Source organism: uncultured Sphingosinicella sp., assembly GCF_963974575.1.
Classification (GTDB): domain Bacteria; phylum Pseudomonadota; class Alphaproteobacteria; order Sphingomonadales; family Sphingomonadaceae; genus Sphingosinicella.
Genome location: NZ_CAXBBQ010000010.1, coordinates 37,974 through 59,407, shown reverse-complemented (window position 1 = coordinate 59,407; position 21,434 = coordinate 37,974). Strand labels below are relative to the sequence as shown.

General features: G+C 64.8%; 15 protein-coding genes. 10 read left to right on the top strand and 5 right to left on the bottom strand.

The genetic code is table 11. The annotated features are described in order from the left end of the window. Positions 1-69 precede the first annotated feature (69 nt). Genes AAC014_RS16130 through AAC014_RS16115 form a run of 4 tightly spaced genes read left to right on the top strand, consistent with a single transcriptional unit; the run spans position 70 to position 4,569 of the window. A complete protein-coding gene (locus AAC014_RS16130) occupies positions 70-678 on the top strand; it encodes an RNA polymerase sigma factor (RefSeq protein ID WP_339710489.1) in 609 nt (202 codons plus the stop codon). Beyond that, positions 671-1,717, top strand: coding sequence for a FecR domain-containing protein (locus AAC014_RS16125; protein WP_339710486.1), 1,047 nt, complete (start codon positions 671-673; stop codon positions 1,715-1,717). The genes AAC014_RS16130 and AAC014_RS16125 overlap by 8 nt, the downstream gene beginning before the upstream one ends. 58 nt (positions 1,718-1,775) lie before the next feature. Further along, complete coding sequence (locus AAC014_RS16120) at positions 1,776-3,401, top strand: NAD(P)/FAD-dependent oxidoreductase (RefSeq protein WP_339710483.1); 1,626 nt, start codon at positions 1,776-1,778, stop codon at positions 3,399-3,401. After that, positions 3,391-4,569: an NAD(P)/FAD-dependent oxidoreductase gene (locus AAC014_RS16115; RefSeq protein ID WP_339710480.1), complete on the top strand. Its 1,179-nt coding sequence runs from the start codon at positions 3,391-3,393 to the stop codon at positions 4,567-4,569. Before AAC014_RS16120 ends, AAC014_RS16115 begins: the two co-directional genes overlap by 11 nt. Before the next feature lie 100 nt (positions 4,570-4,669). On the opposite strand, the gene AAC014_RS16110 is transcribed toward AAC014_RS16115, so the two are convergent. Beyond that, a complete protein-coding gene (locus AAC014_RS16110) occupies positions 4,670-6,802 on the bottom strand; it encodes a PQQ-dependent dehydrogenase, methanol/ethanol family (RefSeq protein ID WP_339710477.1) in 2,133 nt (710 codons plus the stop codon). Positions 6,803-6,830: 28 nt separating this feature from the next. Further along, complete coding sequence (locus tag AAC014_RS16105) at positions 6,831-9,149, bottom strand: TonB-dependent receptor (RefSeq protein WP_339710474.1); 2,319 nt, start codon at positions 9,147-9,149, stop codon at positions 6,831-6,833. 244 nt (positions 9,150-9,393) lie between these two features. Here AAC014_RS16105 and AAC014_RS16100 point away from each other — a divergent pair, with 244 nt between their 5' ends. The 6 genes from AAC014_RS16100 (at position 9,394) to AAC014_RS16075 (ending at position 16,854) form a co-directional block, all read left to right on the top strand. After that, positions 9,394-10,881: an aldehyde dehydrogenase family protein gene (locus tag AAC014_RS16100; protein WP_339710472.1), complete on the top strand. Its 1,488-nt coding sequence runs from the start codon at positions 9,394-9,396 to the stop codon at positions 10,879-10,881. Further along, positions 10,881-11,987, top strand: coding sequence for an AraC family transcriptional regulator (locus AAC014_RS16095; protein WP_339710469.1), 1,107 nt, complete (start codon positions 10,881-10,883; stop codon positions 11,985-11,987). The genes AAC014_RS16100 and AAC014_RS16095 overlap by 1 nt, the downstream gene beginning before the upstream one ends. Further along, entirely contained in the window at positions 11,987-13,075 is a 1,089-nt protein-coding gene (locus AAC014_RS16090; RefSeq protein ID WP_339710467.1) for a M14 family metallopeptidase, read from the top strand. The genes AAC014_RS16095 and AAC014_RS16090 overlap by 1 nt, the downstream gene beginning before the upstream one ends. 71 nt (positions 13,076-13,146) lie before the next feature. Next, the gene (locus AAC014_RS16085; RefSeq protein ID WP_339710465.1) at positions 13,147-15,192 is read left to right on the top strand and encodes a carbon starvation CstA family protein; all 2,046 of its coding nucleotides are present in this window, start codon (positions 13,147-13,149) and stop codon (positions 15,190-15,192) included. Beyond that, entirely contained in the window at positions 15,189-15,374 is a 186-nt protein-coding gene (locus AAC014_RS16080; RefSeq protein ID WP_339710463.1) for a YbdD/YjiX family protein, read from the top strand. The genes AAC014_RS16085 and AAC014_RS16080 overlap by 4 nt, the downstream gene beginning before the upstream one ends. Positions 15,375-15,393: 19 nt before the next feature. Then, entirely contained in the window at positions 15,394-16,854 is a 1,461-nt protein-coding gene (locus AAC014_RS16075) for a TetR/AcrR family transcriptional regulator (RefSeq protein ID WP_339710460.1), read from the top strand. Here the strand turns inward: AAC014_RS16075 and AAC014_RS16070 are convergent. The 3 genes from AAC014_RS16070 to AAC014_RS16060 are packed head-to-tail and all read right to left on the bottom strand — an operon-like array spanning position 16,849 to position 21,408. Then, positions 16,849-17,640, bottom strand: a complete 792-nt coding sequence (locus AAC014_RS16070; RefSeq protein WP_339710457.1) for an enoyl-CoA hydratase-related protein — start codon at positions 17,638-17,640, stop codon at positions 16,849-16,851. The two genes, AAC014_RS16075 and AAC014_RS16070, sit on opposite strands and share 6 nt — an antisense overlap. Before the next feature lie 12 nt (positions 17,641-17,652). Next, entirely contained in the window at positions 17,653-19,221 is a 1,569-nt protein-coding gene (locus AAC014_RS16065) for a serine hydrolase domain-containing protein (protein ID WP_339710454.1), read from the bottom strand. Positions 19,222-19,260: 39 nt separating this feature from the next. Further along, on the bottom strand, positions 19,261-21,408 hold the full coding sequence (locus tag AAC014_RS16060) for a TonB-dependent receptor (protein WP_339710451.1): 2,148 nt from the start codon (positions 21,406-21,408) through the stop codon (positions 19,261-19,263). Positions 21,409-21,434 lie beyond the last annotated feature (26 nt).

Here is a 21,434-nt window from a genome sequence, read left to right as displayed (position 1 = left end):
TGGCCTGCCATGCCGCCACGTGCTAGCGTCTGTGTCGCCGGATGCCCCGGGCTGCTTCGGAAAGCACCGATGTCGAGTCTGCTGAACACGTTTATCGAGTGCGAGATGACGCTTCGGCGCGTCGTCTCCCGCTATCGCCGACGGACGGACGACGTGGACGACCTCGTGCAGGAGGTCTTCCTGCGCACCTTCGTCGCCAGCGAGAAGCAAAACATCGGAAATCTCAGGGCCTTCCTGATCCGCGTCGCCAAAAACCTGGCAATCAGCGAGGCGACGAAGAAGGATAATAGCGCGACGGAATTCTTTGAAGATTCAAATGGATACGAGACACTCATCGACGAGCGTCATGGCACTGTCGAGGAGCAGGTCGATGGGCGCCAGAAATTGTTCATCCTGTCTCAGGCCATTGCCAGTCTGCAACCGGAACTGCGGCAAGCCCTTTGGATGTGCAAGGTCGATAAACTGAAATTCAAGCAGATTGCAGAAAAATTGGGCGTTTCGGTCAGCACGGTTGAAAAACGCGTGGCTGCGGCATTGATCGCGTGCAACGCCTATCTGCGCAATCAAGGCTATGACCCGGCGGAATTCAGCGGTGGCGCCCTGCGTAAGACGAGCAAAGGCGCGATCCTGACCATGAAGGCTGCCGGAATCGAAAAGGCGCGCAAGTCCAATGACTGACGCGGGGAACATCTATCTTCTTCCCGATCCGAAGAAGAGCGAAGCGGAAGCCGCCGAATGGGCCGCGCGCCTTGAAGGCGGCGAGATGACGCCGGCGGACCACGCGGCGTTCGCCCGGTGGCGCGGTGAAAGCGAGCAGAACCACGATGCCTTCGAACGCTTCGCCGGACTGTGGGACGGCCTTGACAGGCTCGAAGACCTGAACGTCTATGCAGCGGAGGAAGCCGCGCCTGTGAAGCGGTCGTTCCTGCGCCGCGTGGCGGTGGCATTTCCAGCACTGGCTGCGGTTCTGCTGGCCGTGGTGGCCATCGGCGCGCTTCTCAATCGCGACGACCTTGAGACCCGCCCTGCCCGCTTCGCGGCAAACTATCAGACGAAGGTGGGCGGGCAGGAAATTGTCACCTTGCCGGATGGTTCGAAGCTGACGCTCAACACGGACAGCCGCATCGCCACAGAGTTCACGGAAACGGAGCGGCGCGTAAGGCTCCTGCGTGGGGAAGCGTTTTTCGAAGTCGCACACGACACATCAAGGCCATTCTCCGTCTATGCCGGAAGCGGCGTGGTGAGAGCCGTGGGAACGGCATTTTCCGTGCGCCTCAACAAGGCAAACAAGCTCGATGTCATGGTCTCCGAGGGGCGCGTCGCCCTCGCTACGGCGAAACCACTCGCAGGAACGCCGAGCGTCAGCAGACCATCCCGCACGGTCATGGAACTGACAGCCGGCCAGAGTGCGGTCTTTTCGGCCGAGCACGTCGAGATCCTGGAGCATGTGACGCCCACCGAGATCGATCGCAAACTATCCTGGCGCGTCGGTATGCTCGCCTTCGCCGGGGAGCCGCTTTCCGATGTGGTGGATGAGGTCGGCCGCTATTCGGACGTCGATATCGAAGTGCGCGGCGATGAACTGCGCGCCATGCCCATAGCGGGCTACTTCAAGGCCGGCGAAGTCGAAGGCTTCGTGGAGGCGCTGCACATCATGACGGGCGTGGAAGTGACGGAGGTCGCCCCGGGCCACCTGGTCTTGTCCGCATCGAAGTGACATTCTCCGTATCTGACTTGCTTGGCGCACGGCCGGCTTGCCGCTAAAGGCCTCGTCCATGCTACGCCTTTCCGGTCTCAACCTGCCGCTCGATCATGCGGACGACGCGATGGCGCCCGCGATCTGTGCACGGCTCGGCATAGCGCCTGAGCGGTTGCGCGGGTTCACGGTGTTTCGTCGCGGTAATGACGCGCGGCGCAAGAGTGCGATCCTCCTCGTCTACACGGTCGATGTGGACATCACGGACCAAGACGAGGTTCTGGCGCGCTTTCCCAAGGACCATGACATCCGGGCCACGCCGGATATGGACTACCGCTTTCCCGTGCGCGCGCCGGAGGGTTGGCGCGGGTTGCGGCCGGTCGTCATCGGCGCGGGGCCTTGCGGATTGTTTGCGGGGCTGATCCTTGCGCAGATGGGTTTCCGGCCGATCATCATCGATCGCGGCAAGATCGTGCGCGAGCGCACCAAGGATACGTGGGGTCTGTGGCGGCGATCGGAGTTGAACCCGGAATCAAACGTACAGTTCGGCGAAGGCGGGGCGGGCACGTTCTCGGATGGAAAACTCTACTGCCGCGTGAAAGACCCGCGCTTCCTTGGCCGCAAGGTGCTTGAGGAGTTCGTGAAAGCGGGCGCGCCCAACGACATATTGTTCGAGGCACACCCGCATATCGGTACGTTCCGGCTCGTCACCATGGTCGAAAGCCTGCGCGAGACCATCGAGGCGCTTGGCGGTGAATACCGCTGGCAGACGCGGGTGGAAGACCTGGAACTGGAGCGCGCGGCGGACGGCGACTTCGCGGTGCGCGGGCTTCATCTCCACAATGGCGATTTCCTCGAAGCCGATCACGTCGTCCTTGCTGTCGGACACAGCGCGCGCTCCACGTTCGAGATGCTGCACCGGCGCGGCGTGCATATCGAGGCGAAGCCGTTTTCGATCGGCGTACGCATCGAGCATCCGCAGGCATGGATCGACGAGGCACGCTACGGCATGTTCGCGCGGCATCCGATCCTCGGCGCGGCGGCCTACAGCCTCGCACACCACTGCGCGAACGAGCGCACGGTCTACAGCTTCTGCATGTGCCCTGGCGGGCGGGTGGTCGCCGCGACATCGGAAGAAGGCCGCGTCGTCACCAACGGCATGAGCCAGTATTCGCGTGCCGAGTTCAACGCCAACTCCGGCCTCGTCGTCGCCATCGATCCGGCGCGCGATTACCCGGACGGGCCGCTCGCAGGGATCGATTTTCAGCGCCGCTGGGAATCGCTCGCCTATGCCGCGGGCGGATCGAACTACAACGCGCCGGGTCAGACCGTGGGGGATTTTCTGGCCGGGCGGGCATCCACACAGCTCGGCGAGATCATTCCGTCTTACAAGCCGGGCGTCACCCCGACGGACCTCTCCACCTGCCTTCCCGAATTCGCGCTGGAAGCCATGCGCGAGGCGCTGCCCGTGTTCGGGCGCCAGCTCGCGCGCTACGACCACCCGGACGTGGTGATGACGGGCGTCGAGACACGCACCTCCTCGCCCGTGCGGATCACGCGCGGGAAGGACTTCCAGAGCCTGAATACGGCGCGGCTGTTCCCGGCCGGCGAAGGCGCAGGCTATGCGGGCGGCATTCTTTCCGCCGCGATCGACGGGATCAAGGCCGCCGAGGCGGTTGCGGCCAGCATCACCCGTGAACGCTGAAGGCTTCGACGCGATCATCCTCGGCGCGGGTGCCGCGGGGATGATGTGCGCGGCGACAGCGGGCGCACGCGGCAGGCGCGTGCTGCTCGCGGACCACGCCGATGAACCGGGCAAGAAGATCCTGATCTCCGGCGGCGGGCGCTGCAATTTCACGAACATTCATACAGTCGCTGATCGCTATCTTTCGGGCAATCCGCATTTCGCCAAGTCGGCGCTCGGGCGCTACACGCCGCAGGATTTTCTGGGGCTCGTCGAGCGCTACGGTATCGCGTGGCACGAGAAGACGCTTGGCCAGCTCTTCTGCGACGGGTCGGCACGGCAGATCGTCGACATGCTGATGGAGGAATGCGTAAAGGCAAGTGTGACGACGATTCTGGGTCACGCGGCAACCGAGATCGCACACCGCGACGGGCAGTTCGTTGTGTCGATCGGCGGGCGCGAATACACGGCGCCCGCGCTGGTGCTCGCCACCGGCGGCCCGTCGATCCCGAAGCTCGGCGCGACCGGCTTTGCCTATGATATCGCGCGGCAGTTCGGGCTTTCGGTCGTGCATCCGCGCCCGGCGCTGGTGCCGTTCACGCTGGGGGGCGATGAAGCGCTGTTCCGCTCCTTGTCCGGCGTCTCGGCGGAGGTCGAGGTGCGGTGGGAGAAGGTGCGCTTCCGCGAGGCTGCCCTGTTCACGCATCGCGGGCTTTCCGGCCCAGCCATGCTGCAAATTTCCTCGTATTGGCAACACCGGACGCCGATCGGCGTGAACTTTCTCCCCGATGCAGGCCCGGATTGGCTGATCCGCCAGAAGCAGGCGCAGCCGCGCGCCTTTCTGAAACGCGTTCTCGCCGCCCGGCTCCCTGCCCGTCTCGCAGACGCGCTTGCCGAGCGGCTCGGGCTTGAGGGCGACCTTGGCAACGTTTCGGACAAGGCGCTCCGCGCGGCCGAGGCGCGGCTTACGGACTGGAGCTTCATGCCGAGCGGCACCGAAGGCTTTGCGAAGGCCGAGGTGACGGCGGGCGGGATTTCCACGGAGGGACTTTCATCCCGCACGATGATGGCGACCCGCGTGCCCGGCCTCTACGCGATCGGTGAGGCCGTGGACGTTACCGGATGGCTCGGCGGCTACAACTTCCAGTGGGCGTGGGCGAGCGGCAGGGCTGCGGGAGAAGCGATTTAGAGCGCGCTGCGTGAAATCCGACGCAGGACGCGCGCTCTATCTCTTTGTTGTCGCATCGTTTCAGGCCGGAAAACCGGTTCCCACTTTTCCGCACGATGCTCTAGTGCAGCCCTGAGTGCTTCGACTGAGACGGTGCGGGCTCGGCAAGGAAGGCGTGGATGTCGCGGGCGTCCGCCTTGCTGAGGATGTCCGCGAAGCCTGCCATGCCTGCATCGACAAACGCACCTTCGAGGACGATCGCATCGAACGCGTCGTGCGTTTCGGGGGCCATTTTCCAGAGGTTCGGATAGCCGCCCATCCCGTCCTTGCCGCCGTGGCAGCGGCCGCAGTAGGCGCCGTAGAGAGCGCCGCCACGCTTCACGGCTTCGGCATCGCCGCGATACTGTGCAGGCGCCTCAGTGAAGGCGATCGTCTCGCGCAGCGGCGGCAATTCGGGCGGCTTGCCGCCGACCTTGAAGACGATCAGGCGCTCGCGGTTCTCGCGCTCGGCGGCCACCGCGCCGGGCGGATAGGCGACGTTGAGCGCGCCGCCGAAGCCCGCATTGACGGCGACGTACTGCTCGCCGTCGATCTCGTAGGACATGGGCGCGGCCATGATGCCCGTGCCGACGTTGATGCGGTGCAAGACCTTGCCGGAAACGCCGTCGTAGACGGTGAGATAGCCGTCCGCCGATCCCTGCATGACGAGGCCCGACGCCGTCGCCATCACGCCGCCGCTCCAGAACGGCAGCTCGCTGCTTGTCCACGCGATCTTGCCGGTTTTCGGGTTCCATGCGGTGAGCACCGCATCGAAGCGCGGTTTCGGCTGGCCGGGAAAGGCGTCCTCCGAATTGGCGCCGCCCTTACCGAACGCGCCGAACGCCGGGAACGAGGCGATCGAGCCCTGAATGCCGCTATAGGGCTTGTAGGGCTGTTCATACATCTGGAAGGTCATCGGCGCCTGCAGCACCGGAATGTAAACAAGGCCGGTCTTCTCGCTGTACGCCATCGGCGGCCAGTTGTGCCCGCCCGCTTCGGACGGCCAGACAAGCTTGGTTTCCTTCGAATAATCGGACTGCGCGGTGATGACCGGGCGTCCCGTCTTGAGGTCGACGCGTTCCGCCCATGTGACGGTCGTGAACTTTTCCGCCGAGAGCAGCTCGCCCGTCACGCGGTCGAGCACGTAGAAGAAGCCGTTCTTCGGCGCCTGCATGATGACCTTGCGCGGCTTCCCACCGAATTCGATGTCGGCGAGGATCATGTTCTGCGTCGCTGTATAGTCCCAGCTGTCTTCGGGCGTCGTCTGATAGTGCCAGACCTTGCGGCCGGTATCGGCATTCACCGCGACGATCGACGAGAGATACAGATTGTCGCCGCCGCCGGGGCTGCGTGACCAGAGCGGATGCGGCATCCCGTTGCCGGTGCCGAGATAGACGATGTTCGTGTCGGGATCGTAGACGATCGAATCCCACACCGTGCCGCCGCCGCCGAGATCCCAGCGCGATTTCGGGCTCCACGTCTTGCGCGCTTCGGTGACTTCAGGGTGCTCATCCGGCCCCGCGCCCGGCACGGTGAAGAAGCGCCACACGAGCTTACCGGTCTTGCGGTCGTAAGCGCTCGCATAGCCGCGCACGCCCATCTCCGCGCCGCCGTTGCCGATGACCACGGTCTTCCCCGAGACACGCGGCGCGCCGGTGATCGCATAGCTGCGCGTGCGGTCGGTGATCGTGTCTGTCTTCCAGAGTTCCTTGCCGCTCGCCGCATCGACAGCGGCGAGATAGCCGTCGAGCGTGGCGACATAGACGACGCCGTCCGCGACATCGACACCCCGGTTCACGGCATCGCAGCAGGTCCGCCGCGCGAACTGGCCGTCGACCTCTGGATCATACTGCCACTTCTGCGCGCCGGTCTTCGCATCGAGCGCGTAAACGACGCTCCAAGGCCCCGTGAAATACATGGTGCCGTCCACGACGATCGGCGTCGATTCGACGCCGCGATGCGTGCGCCCGCGCACGACGAAATCGTTGAACTCCCATGCGACACCAAGCTGGGCGGCGTTTTCGGCAGTGATCTTCGTGCCCGTGTAATAATAGGCCGTCGCGCGCTTCCAATCTGGCGCCGAAGCTTCGCCGCCCGATTTCTGGGAACCGCACGCAGCAGCGAGGGACAGGGCGGCGATCGCTGCTATCCGGACGACGGACCTCATCATCCCGGCCGAACGGAACCATGCGGACCCGGCACTCGTGGCAATCATCACCCTGTCCCCCCTCATACGCTCAACCTTAGAACTTCTGACGGACCTCAACCCCGATCGTACGCGGACGCAGGGTCGTTGCATAGTCATTACCCGCTCCGAGCTCCATATCGATGAGGGGCTGAACGTCGAAGAGGTTGTTGACGTAAAGCCGCAGCACCGTCGGGCCGTTGTCGGCGGAGAGTGACGCGTTCACGACCTGGTAGCTTTCACGGAATTCCGCGCGGTTGGGCACGAGGCCCACCACTGCGTCGGCGTAGGTAACCGCCTGCACGCGATCGAACATCTGGCGCGCCTTGCTCTGGTACTGATACTCGGCGCGGAGCTGCGCCCGCCAGTCGCTGCCGACGTCGAAGCCGTAGCTTGCGAACGCGCTCGCCATCCATTTCGGCACGGCAAGCACCTGGTCGTCGTCCTGCACGGCGGTGCCTGCCGCGGCATTGGTGATCTTCGCGCTGGTATAGGTCGCATTGCCGCCGATCTGGAAGCCGCCCGTTACATTGACGCGCCCTTCGATCTCGGCGCCCTTCACCTCGGCGCTGCCGGCGTTGCCGGTGAAGGCGAAGCCGCAGTTGATGAGGTTGAGCTGCTGCTGGATCTTCTTCCAGTCGGTGAAGAACAGCGCGCCATTCAGCGTCACGCGGCCGTCCGCGAACTGGTTCTTCGAGCCGAGCTCGTAGCTCCAGAGGTTATCGGAATCGAAGCTGTCGGGCGCGGCTGTGAGGCCGAGACGGTCAAGATCGGCCGCGCAGAGCACGGGGTTGATCTGGAAGCGGTTCGGGCCGCCGGGCCGGAAGCCCTTCGCCGCCGAGGCGAAGATCATGTTGTCCGGCGTCGCCTTGTAGGAAATGCCGACCTTGGGATTGACGCCCTTCTCGTTGCTCTTGCGCCCCTCGACGAGCGTCAGTCCGCCGTTGAAGGGGCCGTCGCCCAGGATATCGACGTCCTGCTTGATCTGGAACAGACGGACACCCGCAGTGACATCAAGCTGATCGGTGATCGAGAAGGTCGCTTCGCCGAACGCCGCGTACTGCTTCGTCGTCGTCGTTGTGTCGCCGACGTAGCCGGTGACGGTGCCGATGAACGGCTCCGCGCCGGGCGTGTTCACGATCTGGTACAGGTTATCGTCCTGCCAGGAATAATAGAGACCTGCGAGCCACTTCAGACGGTCGCCGGGGCCACCGGAGGACAGGCGCGCTTCCTGGCTGAACTGCTTGGTGCGGCTGGCGGAAAGATTGTGGCTGGTCAGCGGGAACATCGGGGGCACGAGCCCGCCGATGAAGAAGCTGTAATCACGCTCCCAGTTCAGCTTCCGGTCGAAATAGGAGGTCAGCGAGGTGAACCGCACGTTGCCGAGCGATTTTTCGACATTGAGGCTGTAGATGCCCGCCTTGTCCACCGTTCGCTGCGGCAAGCGGAACGACGAGGTGAGCTTCTCCGTATCCCCAAGGAAGAACTGCGCCGGGTTCTTCTGCTCGTAGCGCTGATAGAAGAGCGCGGGGCGGATCGACCAGGTCGCATCCGGCTCCCACTGGAACGACAGGCGGCCGACGAAGCTGTCCGCCTTATTGTGATCCGACACGCTGCGGCTCGTCAGCGCATCCTGCGCGAGCGGCGTGTAAATCGGCGAGGGCGCGCTCGAATAATTCGAGTTCTGCACGAGGCCAGGCGCGTTATCGATGTAGCCGCCGTCGCGGCGGTAGAGGAAGCCGGTGCGCATCGCGAGCGTATCGGCCACCAGCGGCAGGTTGAGCACGCCTTCCACGTTGTAGGACGGATCGCCGTGCGCCGTGGTAGCGGCGCCGACGGCGGCGCTTCCGGAAATCGCCGACGTATCCGGACGCGCGCTCACGTACTTGATGGCGCCGCCCATGGAGCTGCCGCCGTAAAGCGTGCCCTGGGGACCCTTCAGGATTTCGAGGCGCTCCATGTCGAAGAAGATCGGGTCGAAGGCGCCGCTGAAGGTGGTCGCAATCGTGACCAGCGAGATGTCGTCGAGATAGATGCCGACGGTGGGCGCAGAGGCGACGGTGCTGACGCCGCGGATGTTGTAGTTGCCAAGGCCGCGCTCGACGCCCGCGAACGACAGGCCCGACACATTGCGCATGACGTCCTTCACGTCGACGGCGCCATTCTCGCGCAGTTGGTCGCCGCTCAGCGCGCTCACCGAGATCGGCACATCCTGAAGACGCTCGCTGGTTTTGCGCGCGGTCACCACGATTTCACCGGCGTCGAGCACGGGCGCCGTTTCGGCCTCCTGCGCCTGGGCGGTGCCGAGCGCGATCGACGAGACGCCGAGTGCCAGCAGGCTGCGGCTGAAAGTGACGGAAAATGCGTTTTTCTTCATGTGTTTCCCCTCTTTTATCGTTCGCCGCCGGGCTTTCGCCTCTGGATAGCGGGCTGAGTTCGCACCATGCGGCGCGCGGGCAGCAACGTCTTTTCCATTCTCCCGAACTTTGTTTGCGCTGCCCCGAACCGGACAGGCACCGCAGATTTGGAGCCCGCTCATAGATTTTTCGCGGCGGCGCAAAAGCGCGTCGCGGCAACATCTTCCACCCTTCCGGAAACCCGCTTTCCAAAAGAGCCCGCTTATGACCACACCCATCGACTGGCACGCCCGCGCCGCCGCGCTCGCGCTCCCCACACGCCCGTTCATCGACGGCCGCTTCACCGACTCTGCGAGCGTCGAAGGCTTCGATTCGATCAATCCGGCCACAAACAGGCCCGTTTGCACGCTCCCCGTGGGTGCCGACGACGACGTGGACCGCGCCGTTGCCGCCGCCCGCCGTGCGTTCGAGGATGGCCGCTGGTCGAAGGCGCCGCCGCTTCACCGCAAGGCCGTGCTGCTGCGCATCGCCGAGCTGATCGAAGCAAACGCGGACGATCTCGCGCTGATGGACGCGCTGGAAATGGGCAAGGCGATCTCCGCCGCGCGCGGAGAAATCGCCTTCGCGACCGGTTTCTTCCGTTATTATGGCGAGGCGGTGGACAAGCTTTACGGCTCCGTCGCGCCTTCAGACAGCATCACGCTGTCGCTCGGGCTTCTGGAACCGCGCGGGGTTGTGGGTGCCATCGTGCCGTGGAACTTCCCGCTGATCAACGCGGCGCTGAAGGCCGCGCCCGCGCTTGCGGCGGGCAACAGCGTCGTCCTGAAACCCTCCGAAATCGCCTCAACCTCGGCGCTGAGGCTTGCCGAGATCGCTTCGGAGGCGGGGCTGCCGGACGGCGTGCTCAACGTGGTGCCGGGGCTTGGCCCGACGGTCGGGCAGGCGATGGGACGCCACGGCGACATCGATCTCATCAGCTTCACCGGCTCCACCACGACTGGCCGGCTGTTCATGGCTTACGCCGGGCAATCGAACGGCAAGCCGCTACTCCTCGAATGCGGGGGCAAGTCGCCGCAGGTGGTGTGCGCGGACATGGCGGACGACCTTGAAGCGGTCGCGGCGCGGGTGGCGCACGACGCCTTCTGGAACCAGGGCCAGTGGTGCGCGGCGAAAACGCGCCTGATCGTGGAAGACAGCTTCCACGACAGGCTCGTCGAGGCGGTGATCAAGGCGGCTGAGGCACGCGTGCCCGGCGATCCGCTCGACCCGGCAACCGGTTTCGGCACGATCGCGACGCGCGGCCAGCTCGAGAAAATCCGCGGCTTCATCAATCATGCCCGCACCGAGGGCGCGAGCGTGGCGTTCGACGGCGGCACGTGGGGCGAAACCTCGACTGCGCCCGCCGTGCTCACCGACGTGCGCCCCGACATGACCGTCGCGTGCGAAGAGGTGTTCGGCCCGGTGCTCTCAGTCCTGCGCTTCCGTGATTTTGACGAAGCGCTCGCCATCGCCAACGACACCGCCTACGGCCTTGCCGCCAGCCTCTGGACGCGCGACGCGCGGCGCACGCAGGCAGCGGCGCGCGGCCTCCGCGCTGGGCGCATCACGGTGCGCGCAAGCGCCGCGGCGGGCGAACACAGCGGCTTCGCGATGGGCGCGGAGCCGTGGGGTGCCTCTGGCTTCGGCATCGAAGGCGGCATGGACGGGCTGCGCTCCTACTGCCGGATCAAAGCCGTGGAGCTTGTCAACTGATGCTTGCCGAACACGCCTTGACGGAAACGGGCGGCTCTCTGGACACGCCGCAGGGCGAACCTATAGTCGGCGCGCTGCACTTTTCAGGGACGCGCGCGTTGGACAACCGCCTCGACATCGCTGAAGCCCTTTTCGATCCCACGCTCCAGTCCGTGGTCGATGCCCTGAAAGTGAGCATCGGAAGCCGCCCCGGCCCTGTCGGCAACGCCTTCCTCCTGCGGCCCCAGAGCGAGATCGTGAGCGGCTGGTACAACGGCGTGACGATCCGCCCGGGCTTCTCGCTGGTGCTTTCGGACCTCCGCTACGCCGAGGAATGCGTGTACCGACACGTCTGCGGCGAATATCTGAAGCTGCATTTCAAGCTGGACGGCACCAGCGTCATCGGCAGCGATCAGGAAGAAAACGTTCCGGTTCCCGCCGGGCTGATGTCGTTCCTAGTCCAGCCCACGCACAGCGTGAAGTACGAACGCATCGTGGGCGAAAGCCGCGAACGCTCGATCACGATGATCTGCAGCAAGGATTTCGTATCGGGGCTGCTTTCGCCCAACATGCCGGACCTGCCGGTTTCGATCGCGGACTTCCTGCGCGCCCGCGCCTCGCACTTTTCATACGACAGCCTGCCGATGCACCCGCAGATGCGGCCGATCGTCGAGGATTTGCTGAGCCCCCCGGATGCGGGCGCGCTCGGCAACTTGATGATCGAGGCGAAGGCTCTCGAACTGCTGTGCTTCGCGATCAAGCATATTCTCGGCAGCTCGCGGACGGCCGAAACGGTGCGTCCGCGCGACCGCCGAAAAGTCGAGGAGCTCTGCCAGATCCTCGACGAGGACACGCAGGCGGCGTTTTCCATCGCCGAGCTCTGCCGCCATCTCGCGTGGAACGAAACGCAGATGATGGAGTGCTTCAAGCAGGTGACGGGCACGACGATTTCGAACTACCGCCAGCGCGTGCGCATGGACCATGCGCTGCGTCAGCTCTGCGATACCGACGCCTCGATCACCGAAGTGGCGTTCAACGCCGGGTACGAGCACCCCAGCAACTTCGCCACGGCCTTCAAGCGTACCTTCGGCTTCTCGCCACGCCTCGCACGCACGCGCCTCAACTGATGAATTCCGCCGACAGCTTCAGCGCCGACTATCGCGGCGCGCGAACCAAATTCCGTGAAGAGGCCGCAGCCGCGGGTGCGGCACTCGAAACCGTCCAGCACCCCGAGCGCGGGCCGGACGGTGGCGAACTCTTCACCGATGTCGCCGCGTTCGGCGTGGAAGGCGCCGCGCGCGTGCTGGTGCTGATCTCGGGCACGCACGGCGTCGAAGGCTTCTGCGGTTCAGGCGCGCAGGTCGATCTGCTGCGGCGTGGCGAGATCGCGCGGCGGCCCGAAGGCGTCGGCATCCTGATGATCCACGCGGTCAACCCCTACGGCTTCGCGTGGCTGCGCCGCGTGACGCACGAGAACATCGACCTCAACCGCAACTGGATCGATTTTTCGCGGCCTCTGCCCGAAAACCCCGGCTATGACGTCCTGCATCCCGCGATCTGCCCGCCGGTGTGGGATGAGGCCGCACAGGCCGCGTCCGCAGCGGCCGCTTCTCGCTACGCTGAGGAAAACGGCGCGCTCGCCATGCGCGCGGCGATGATGGGCGGGCAATACAGCCATGCCGACGGGCTGTTCTATGGCGGCACGGCGCCGAGCTGGTCGCGCACTACGCAGAGCGCGATTCTGACGCATTATCTCTCGGGCGTCGGCAAGGTCGGCATCATCGATTACCACACCGGCCTCGGCCCGTGGGGCTTTGCCGAGCAGATCATCGTCTCCTCGCGGGAAAGCGAGGGCTTCCGCCGTGCCGCACGCTGGTACGGCGCGGCGCTCGCGTCCGTGGCGGATGGCCAGTCGGCCTCGGTGCGTATCGAAGGAGACGGGCTCAGCGCCGCCCCCGCGCAGCTGCCGAAGGCCGAGATCACCGGCATGGCGATCGAGGTCGGCACGCACCCCACCGATCACATCCTTGCAGCGCTCCAGGCGGATTGCTGGCTCCACGCGCACGGCGATCCCACCGCCCCCGCCGCGAAGCCGATCAAGGACACCATTCGGGGCGCATTCTACGGCGACGCGGACGACTGGAAGGGCATGGTCGCGGGCCAGTCGCTGCTCGCCGTGCGACAGGCACTCGCCGGGCTTTCCGAAGGACTCTGAGCCTTCCCCCTCTGGCGCGACGCGTGCAAAGATGAGATGCACGCGGAAACAGAACGTTGCGGGGAGGTAAGATGCGTCATTTGCCGTGGATCGTGTTTGCGGTGGTGGGCGCGTTCGCGCTTTCGGTGATTGCGACCCAGCGCGGCGAACCGATCAATGCATTGTGGATCGTGACGGCAGCGGTCTGCGTCTTCCTCGTCGCATACCGCTACTACGCACTCTACATCGCCAAGCACGTCATGCGGCTGGACCCCAGCCGACCGACGCCCGCACTGCGGCGCGCCGACGGGCTCGACTATGTGGCGACCGAAAAGACCGTTTTGTTCGGCCACCACTTCGCCGCGATTGCGGGCGCAGGACCACTCGTGGGGCCGGTGCTCGCCGCGCAGATGGGCTATCTTCCCGGCACGCTGTGGATTCTCGCGGGCGTCGTCGTCGCGGGCGCAGTGCAGGACTTCATGGTGCTGTTCATCTCGATGCGCCGCGACGGGCGCTCGCTCGGCGAACTCGTGCGCATGGAAATGGGCGCTGTTGCGGGAACGATCGCGCTGTTCGGCACGCTGATGATCATGATCATCCTGCTCGCCGTGCTGGCGCTGATCGTCGTGAAGGCGCTCGCCGAAAGCCCCTGGGGCATGTTCACCGTCGCCGCCACCGTACCGCTCGCGATGGCGATGGGCGCCTACGCGCGCTGGATACGACCGGGCAAGGTCGGCGAGGTGTCGCTGATCGGCTTCGTCGGGCTCATCCTCGCGATCATCTACGGCCAGCAAATCGCTGCTTCGCCCGTATGGGGCCCGATCTTCACCTTCACGCCGGTGCAGCTCTGCTGGCTGCTGATCGGCTACGGCGCGGTCGCCTCCGTGCTGCCGGTGTGGCTGCTGCTCGCGCCGCGCGACTATCTTTCCACCTTCCTCAAGATCGGCGCGATCGCCGCGCTCGCGCTCTGCATCGTCATCATGGCGCCGCCGCTCCGTATGCCCGCGCTCACGCAGTTCGTGGACGGCAGCGGGCCGGTGTGGGCGGGCACATTGTTCCCATTCCTGTTCATCACCATCGCGTGCGGCGCGGTTTCGGGCTTCCACGCGCTGATCGCGAGCGGCACGACGCCGAAGCTGATCGCCAGCGAAGCGCACGCACCGTTCATCGGCTATGGCGCGATGCTGATGGAGGCGTTCGTGGCCGTGATGGCGCTGGTCGGCGCCTCCATCCTCGATCCCGGCATCTATTTCGCGATGAATAGCCCCGCCGCCGTGCTGGGCCCGGACGCGGCAAGCGCCGCCGCCGCCGTAACGAACATGGGCTTCCCGATCACGGCGGACGCGCTGACGCAGGCCGCGAAGGACGTGGGCGAGGCAACGATCATCTCGCGCACCGGCGGCGCGCCGACGCTCGCCGTCGCGATGGCGGAAATCTTCAGCCACGTGATCGGCGGGCCGGGCATGAAAGCCTTCTGGTATCACTTCGCGATCCTGTTCGAGGCGCTGTTCATCCTCACCGCCGTCGATGCCGGAACGCGCGCCGGGCGCTTCATGCTGCAGGATCTGATCGGACTTGCCGCACCGCGATTCCGCGATACGAACGCGCTGGCCCCCGGCCTTGTCGCCACCGGGCTCTGCGTAGCCGGCTGGGGCTTCTTCCTCTATCAGGGCGTCACCGATCCGCTCGGCGGGGTCAACACGCTGTGGCCGGTGTTCGGCATTTCCAACCAGATGCTGGCGGCGATGGCGTTGATGTTCTGCACCGCCGTGCTGTTCCGCATGAAGCGGGAGCGCTATGCGTGGGTGACGGCGATCCCAACCGCATGGTTGCTGATCTGCACGGTGAGCGCGGGTTGGCTGAAGCTGTTCTCGCCCGACCCGAAGATCGGTTTTCTCTCACACGCGGCGAAGTTCTCCGAAGCCGCTGCGCGCGGCGAGGTGCTCGCGCCCGCGAAGTCGATGGCGGAGATGGACCGGATCATCTTCAACGACCGCATCGACGCCGCGCTTTGCGCAGTGTTCCTCGCGGTCGTGCTTTCGCTGCTGTTCTTCGCGGTGAAGACCTGCATTGCGGCACGGCGTAGCAGCGAGCCCACGGCGCGCGAAATTCCTGCCTCGGCGGTTCCGGCCGAATGAGCGGCTTCCTCGCCCGTCTGCGCGAAACCGCGCACCTGATGGTGGGCCTGCCCAGCTACGCCGCCTATCTGCGGCACATGGCCGAGCGGCATCCGGAGCGCACGCCGATGAGCGAGCCGGAATTCTTCCGCGACCGCCAGGAAGCGCGCTATGGTGGCAGGAACGGCGGACGCTGCTGCTAGGGCCGGGAAGAGACCACGAATGCAAACCCGCCGCACTGCCGGTGACCCGAACGGGAAATCCATCTCTGCCGACGCTTCAAAGCGCCTGCCCCGCACGCAAAAGGGCTGGCGCACGCGCGAGCGGCTGATCACGGCCGCCGCCACCGTGATCAATGCCGAGGGCTATCAATCCTCCACCGTGGAGAACATCGCGCGCGAGGCCGAAGTGCCGATCGGGCTCTATTACCGCTACTTCAAGGACAAGGCAGACATCGCCTTCGCGGTGCTGGGGAAAGCCGCCGAGGACTTTCGCGGGAGCCTCCTGTCTCTGGCAGCGCAGCGTTCGCTGTTTGGCCGCGAAATGGCGGTGCATGAGCTGCTGTACGAAACGCTGCGTGACAATTTTCGTGTGGTCAGCAGCTATTTCTCGGCGCGCAAGGAAGACGGCAAACTGGTCGCTTTCTTCCAGGACCAAACCACGCAGTTCATGGAGGACTTCTATGTCTTCCTCACAGAGCTGAATGTCGTTCCGCCGATCACGCGGCGAGACTTTGAAGTGCTGGGGCGTGCGCTCATCGGCTTTTCCGAAAACACGCTGCACCGCAATTTCGCCGGGCTGGATGCGGGCGTGGCGGTGCCGACGGAAGACCGCTCCATGATGGTGTGCATCATGTCGGAACTGCGCTACCGCGCGCTCACGTGCGAGGATCCGGCCGCCGCCGGATATACGCCGGTGTGGACCATGCGGCTGCGGCGCGGCAAACGACCCGCGTTCGCGCCGCGCGTGCTGGACAGGGCGTTCGACATTCCGATGGAAGCCGCATCAAGCGTGGCGCAGCCCTCTCCCCAGCGCGCCGACGCGCGCGCCACGTTCGCGCAGATCGAGGCGGGCACACTGGACGGCCTCAACATCCATGGCTCGGCAGCGCTGAAGCTGAGCGATATCGAAGCGGAATCGGGCATCACGCGCGGCGCGATCTATTATCACTTCAAGAACAAGGATGCGCTGGTTCGCAAAGTGTTGGTGGATTGGCTTAGCCCGCTTGAGGGCGATCTGGACGACGCCCACGACAGCGCCGACGCCCCGCCCTACGAACGCCTGCACGCCACGGTGAAGACCTTTGTAGAGGCGTTCTGCAACGCGCCCGGCGCGCTCCGCGCGATTCACGAGCTTGAGCCTGTGGACCCCACCGTCGCCGAGGCGTACCAGCGCTGCCGCTCCGTGTTCGCGCGCCGGCTCGCCAAGATCATACTGGATTGCGGCGAGGGGCCGGAGCCCACGGCCGAAGCGCTGGGCTTCGTCGTGCACGCCATGATCGCCATGATCGAGCGCCTCGCGCGCGACCGCTTCATCTTACCCGATGCCGCGTTGCAGGAAGCCCTGCCCGGTGCCGACGAGATGATCGCCGCGCTCGCCGCCATCCTGCATCGCATGGCCTGGAGCGTGGACCCGGCGGGCGAGCATGGCCTCCCCGCGCCGATTACCGCGAAGCCTCTATAACCCCTTGAACGCGGGCTTGCGCCGTTCCTGAAACGCGGCAACGCCTTCTCGCACATCCTCGGTCATTATCGCTTCCATCTGCAGGCGGCGTTCGAACACCAGATGTTCGCGCAGATCGTGTGCGAACGCGCTGCGCATTGCCCGCTTGGTGAGCGCCAGCACCTTGGTGGCCTTGCGCGCCAACGTCGCTGCGAGCGCTTCAGCCTCGGAATCCAGCGCATCCCGCGGCACGACGTTCCACACAAGGCCCCATGCTTCGGCCTGCCGCGCGGAGATCGGCTCATCGAGCATCGCAAGCGCCAGCGCGCGCCGCTCTCCGAGCAAACGCGGCAGGTGAAAGCTCACCCCGGAATCGGGCGCGAGCCCAAGCCGCGAGAACGCGCACATGAAGGTCGCGTTCTCGGCCGCAAAGATGTAGTCGCACGCCAGCGCGAGCCCGAATCCCGCGCCTGCCGCCACGCCATTCACTGCGCACACGGTCGGGAACGGTGCATCGGCCAACGCCTCAATAAGCGGATTGAGGCCCTCCGCGATGGGTGCCGTCAGCGCCTCGGCCGAGCGACCATCGAATTCGAAGCCCTCCCCGAGATCCTGCCCCGCGCAGAACCCGGCCCCCTCGGCGCGCAGGAGCACGGCACGCACGGCGGGATCGCCGGCGGCCTGCTCCAATGCTTCGCGCAGCGCGGCCTGCAGCACGGCGTCAAGGGCATTGCGTTGCCGGGGTCGATTGAGCGTCAGGCGCAAATAGCCATCGACCCGTTCGACCTGCAAGGACGGCTCGGACATCATGCGCTAACCTTAGCGCTTGTCGTGCTGGCGCGTGAAGACGGGATCGATGGCAAACCAGGGGGTGCTGTCGAAACCGATGCCGCGCAATCCGCCGATCGATCCGTCCGCCGCGAGTTCGATGTCGAAGGCCCAAACGGGTAGCGCAGGGTTGTCCCACATCACGGCATAACGCCCGCCGGAGAGATGGGTGAGCGCGCCCTCATAGCCGGTACGATCAAGACGTACGCGCGCGCCTTCAGTGACGTGAAACGCGCCCAACCGATTGGCATACGCGCCCACGAGCGCCGAGGCTGGCGCGATCGCGGGCAGGCGCTCGCTCACCTGCGGCAGAGAGGGCCCGGCGGTCAGGGCTTTGCGTAGAGGTTCCACGCGCGCCAGAATATCCGCATCCGGCAGCCCGATCAGCGGTCGGACCGCTTTGAACATCATCGCGGCGGGCACCGCGATGTTGCCGGCATTGGTGAGGGCGACAAAACCGATATCGTCTTCGGGCGACCACGCCATCCACGACGTCATGCCGTCGATAGCGCCCCCGTGGAGCGTGTAGATCGCGCCGTCATAGGTCATGCTTGCAAGGCCGAGGCCGTATCCGAGATTGGTGACGCGCCCGGGGTCTTCCAGCGCGCCGACCAGCTGGCGTATGTCCATCATCTCATCGTCGACGAACACATGGCGCAACTGCTGTAGCCGCGCGGTCGTTTCCGGGCGCAGAATTTGTGCGCCGTCCAGCGCGCCGCCATTCATCATCATGCGCACATAGCGGGCCATGTCGCGCGCAGTGGAGTTGATCGAACCGGCGGCCGATGCGCCCAGCACAGGATGGTACGGCACCGGCGTCGGCACACCGGCGACGTACGCGTGCGGCGTGGCGACGTTGCCGCGCGCCGTGATATCGAGCGTTGAGCTGGAGCGCGTCATCCGCAGCGGCTGCAGCACTTTCGTGCGTACCAGCTCTTCATACGACAGACCCGTCGTTGCCGAGGCGGCGGCGGCGGCCACGGCAAACATCGTGTTGTTGTAGGCGAAACCGGCACGGAATGTCCGTGCCGGCGGCATGTGTGCGACAGAAGCCACGAGTTCGTCCGCATTCGCGCCGAACATGTACCAAGCCGCCAACCCCGATTGCGTGGCGAGGCCGCTTCGATGACCGAGCGCATCCTCGAACGTCACATTGTCGTTTGCGTAAGCGTCCTGCATCCGAAAGCGCGGAAGAGTATTCACGATCGGACTGCGCAGGTCGATCGCGCCGCTGTCTTCGAGCGCCCCGAGCGTCACCGATGTGAAGCTCTTGCCGTTCGAGCCGATGGCGAACACCGTATCGGCATCGACAGCGCCGCCCTTGCCCTCCTCGCGCACGCCGTAGCCGCGCAAATGCAGCACGCGGTCGCGCCGCACGATGGCGATCGCCATGCCCGGCACGCGCCAGGTCCGCATCGCCTGTTCGACATAGGCATCGAACGCAGCGAAGCTGGGCGCTTCCTGTGCCGCGGGTTCCCCGGCATACGCGACCGGCGCAGCAAGCCCCAAGAGCAACGGCAATCCGGCAAGGAGCAGTACCAAAGTCTTTCTATGAACCACAATTCGCCTCCGTTACCGCGCGATCCTGTTTACGCATGATCAAAATGAAAAGCCCAGTTCGACACCAAGCGTTCTGGGAGCGACCAACATCGTGTAGTCCGTGCCGAGAAAATCGAACGACAATTCCGACGCGTCGTTGTCGAAGATGTTCTTGCCCCAGAATGTGAGCCGCCAGCGCCCTTTCGCGCCCTCGATGCCGACCTGTGCATTCACGATCGTGCGCTTTTCGTGAAGATAGTTCGGATTGTTGAGCGAGGAAACATAGGCACCGTCCCGATAGGAGATGTCGCCGCCAAGGAAGCCGGTCAGATTGTCGCTGATCGGCTGCTCGTAGCGACCGGCAAGGCTCACGGTCCAGCGCGGGGCGTTCTGCAACCGGTTTCCCGAACAGGCCACCGGATCGCCCTCCCCATCGACGCTGCACCCGAGGTAGGTTCCGTATTTCGCATCGGTATAGCCGATGCCGCCCATGATCGTGAGGTGATCAGTCGGCGCCGCGAACAGTTCGATTTCGAAGCCGTCGCTATCTGCCGACGCCGCGTTGTTCACGATGAAGGTCGTGCCGACGAGGCTCTGCTCCTGCTTGTCGGCATAATCGATGTGGAACGCCGCGATGTTGAGACGCACGCGGTCGTTCATCCACGAAGTCTTGAGGCCGATTTCGTAGCTGTCGACGAACTCGGCGGCGAACGATAGATCAGACGGCGTGGTGCCGATGACCGTGGCATTGAAGCCCCCGGCCTTGTAACCACGCGAATAGCTCGCATAGGCGAGGATATCCTCGGTTGGCTTGTAATTTATGTATGCGTTGCCAGACCATTCGCCCTCGTCGGTCGAATTCCTGAGCGCCGGGACTTCAATGGCGATGCCGAGCAGAGGCAACAGGAATGCGCCGGGCGAAAGCGTCTGCGCAAAGTCGAGATCCTTGTTTTCCGCCGTGTAGCGCAGCCCGCCGCCGATCGCGAGGCGTTCGCTGATATCCATCTCGACGTTGCCGAAGAGCGCCCATGAGTCGGAATTGACGTCCGCCGTCGTGAAGGCTGTTTCCGGCGAGCCTAGCACATCGGCGCCAAGGTTGGCGGTGGTGATCGAATCCAGCTCCTCGTGGAAATAATAGGCGCCCACAACGTAGGTGAATGATGCGCTGGCCGGGGATTGCAGGCGGATTTCCTGGCTGAACTGCTCCTGCTTTTCGGTACGCCCGGTGAAGGAGATATCAGCCACGCTGAAATCCTGGTCGAGCAGCCCCCTGGTTTCATGCCTGCGCAGCGCCGAGATCGACACGAGATTCGTCCATCCAAGGTCGGCATCCACGCGTACCATGCCGCCAAGCGATTCGCGGCTGCCGAACGATTTGAAATTGGTGCCGATACGGCGCTTCGATACCGGATACGGATCCGCCGCCGCGAGCGCGCCGCCGCGAATGTCCATCATGGAATCGGCATTGTCGTCTTCGTAGTAATCCACGGCCGCGCGAATGCGCACCGTTTCGCTGGGCTCGAAAACGAAACTGGCGCGGGTGTTGAGGGATGACTGGCCGTTATAGTCCGCACCCGTGGCGAAATCCTTCAGAAAGCCGTCGCGCTCCCTGATTTGGGCAGACAGGCTCGCCCGAAAGCCGTTCCCGCCGATCGGGCCGCTCAGCCGAAAACCGCCTTCGATCAGATCATATTCGCCTGCCGACACCTGCGCGGACGCCTCGAACGTATCGCTAGGCGCAAGCGTGGTCAGACTGATCGCGCCGCCGATCGTATTGCGGCCGAACAGCGTTCCTTGCGGACCGCGAAGCACTTCGATCCGCTGCAGATCGAAGATCGGAGTCACGAACGCGAACTGACGGCCGATGTAAACCTCATCGATATACATACCGATGCCGGTTTCAAATCCGGGATTGTTCGACGTGGTCGAAAGGCCGCGGATCGCGAACGTATCACCGCCCTGGCCGCCGCCGGAATTCACGACGTTGGGCAGGATGCCGGCAATGTCATCGACATTGGCGAGCTTCATGTCCTTGATCTGCTGCGCGCCGATCACGGAGATTGCGATCGGAACGTCCTGCACGCTTTCCTCGCGCTTGCGCGCGGTGACGACGATTTCTTCCGAAACGGTCTGCGCCACGGCCGGCAAGGACACAGTTGCTCCAGTGCAGCTTGCAGCGAGCAGACAGACTTTGAGTGTACGTGACATAAGGTTTCCCTCCCTTTTTCGCGAAC

Bases quoted from the DNA above. Each gene is read 5' to 3' on its own strand.
- AAC014_RS16130 (WP_339710489.1), top strand. From the start codon at position 70: ATGTCGAGTCTGCTGAACACGTTTATCGAGTGCGAGATGACGCTTCGG.
- AAC014_RS16125 (WP_339710486.1), top strand. From the start codon at position 671: ATGACTGACGCGGGGAACATCTATCTTCTTCCCGATCCGAAGAAGAGC.
- AAC014_RS16120 (WP_339710483.1), top strand. From the start codon at position 1,776: ATGCTACGCCTTTCCGGTCTCAACCTGCCGCTCGATCATGCGGACGAC.
- AAC014_RS16110 (WP_339710477.1), bottom strand. From the start codon at position 6,802: ATGATTGCCACGAGTGCCGGGTCCGCATGGTTCCGTTCGGCCGGGATG.
- AAC014_RS16105 (WP_339710474.1), bottom strand. From the start codon at position 9,149: ATGAAGAAAAACGCATTTTCCGTCACTTTCAGCCGCAGCCTGCTGGCA.
- AAC014_RS16100 (WP_339710472.1), top strand. From the start codon at position 9,394: ATGACCACACCCATCGACTGGCACGCCCGCGCCGCCGCGCTCGCGCTC.
- AAC014_RS16095 (WP_339710469.1), top strand. From the start codon at position 10,881: ATGCTTGCCGAACACGCCTTGACGGAAACGGGCGGCTCTCTGGACACG.
- AAC014_RS16090 (WP_339710467.1), top strand. From the start codon at position 11,987: ATGAATTCCGCCGACAGCTTCAGCGCCGACTATCGCGGCGCGCGAACC.
- AAC014_RS16085 (WP_339710465.1), top strand. From the start codon at position 13,147: ATGCGTCATTTGCCGTGGATCGTGTTTGCGGTGGTGGGCGCGTTCGCG.
- AAC014_RS16080 (WP_339710463.1), top strand. From the start codon at position 15,189: ATGAGCGGCTTCCTCGCCCGTCTGCGCGAAACCGCGCACCTGATGGTG.
- AAC014_RS16075 (WP_339710460.1), top strand. From the start codon at position 15,394: ATGCAAACCCGCCGCACTGCCGGTGACCCGAACGGGAAATCCATCTCT.
- AAC014_RS16070 (WP_339710457.1), bottom strand. From the start codon at position 17,640: ATGTCCGAGCCGTCCTTGCAGGTCGAACGGGTCGATGGCTATTTGCGC.
- AAC014_RS16060 (WP_339710451.1), bottom strand. From the start codon at position 21,408: ATGTCACGTACACTCAAAGTCTGTCTGCTCGCTGCAAGCTGCACTGGA.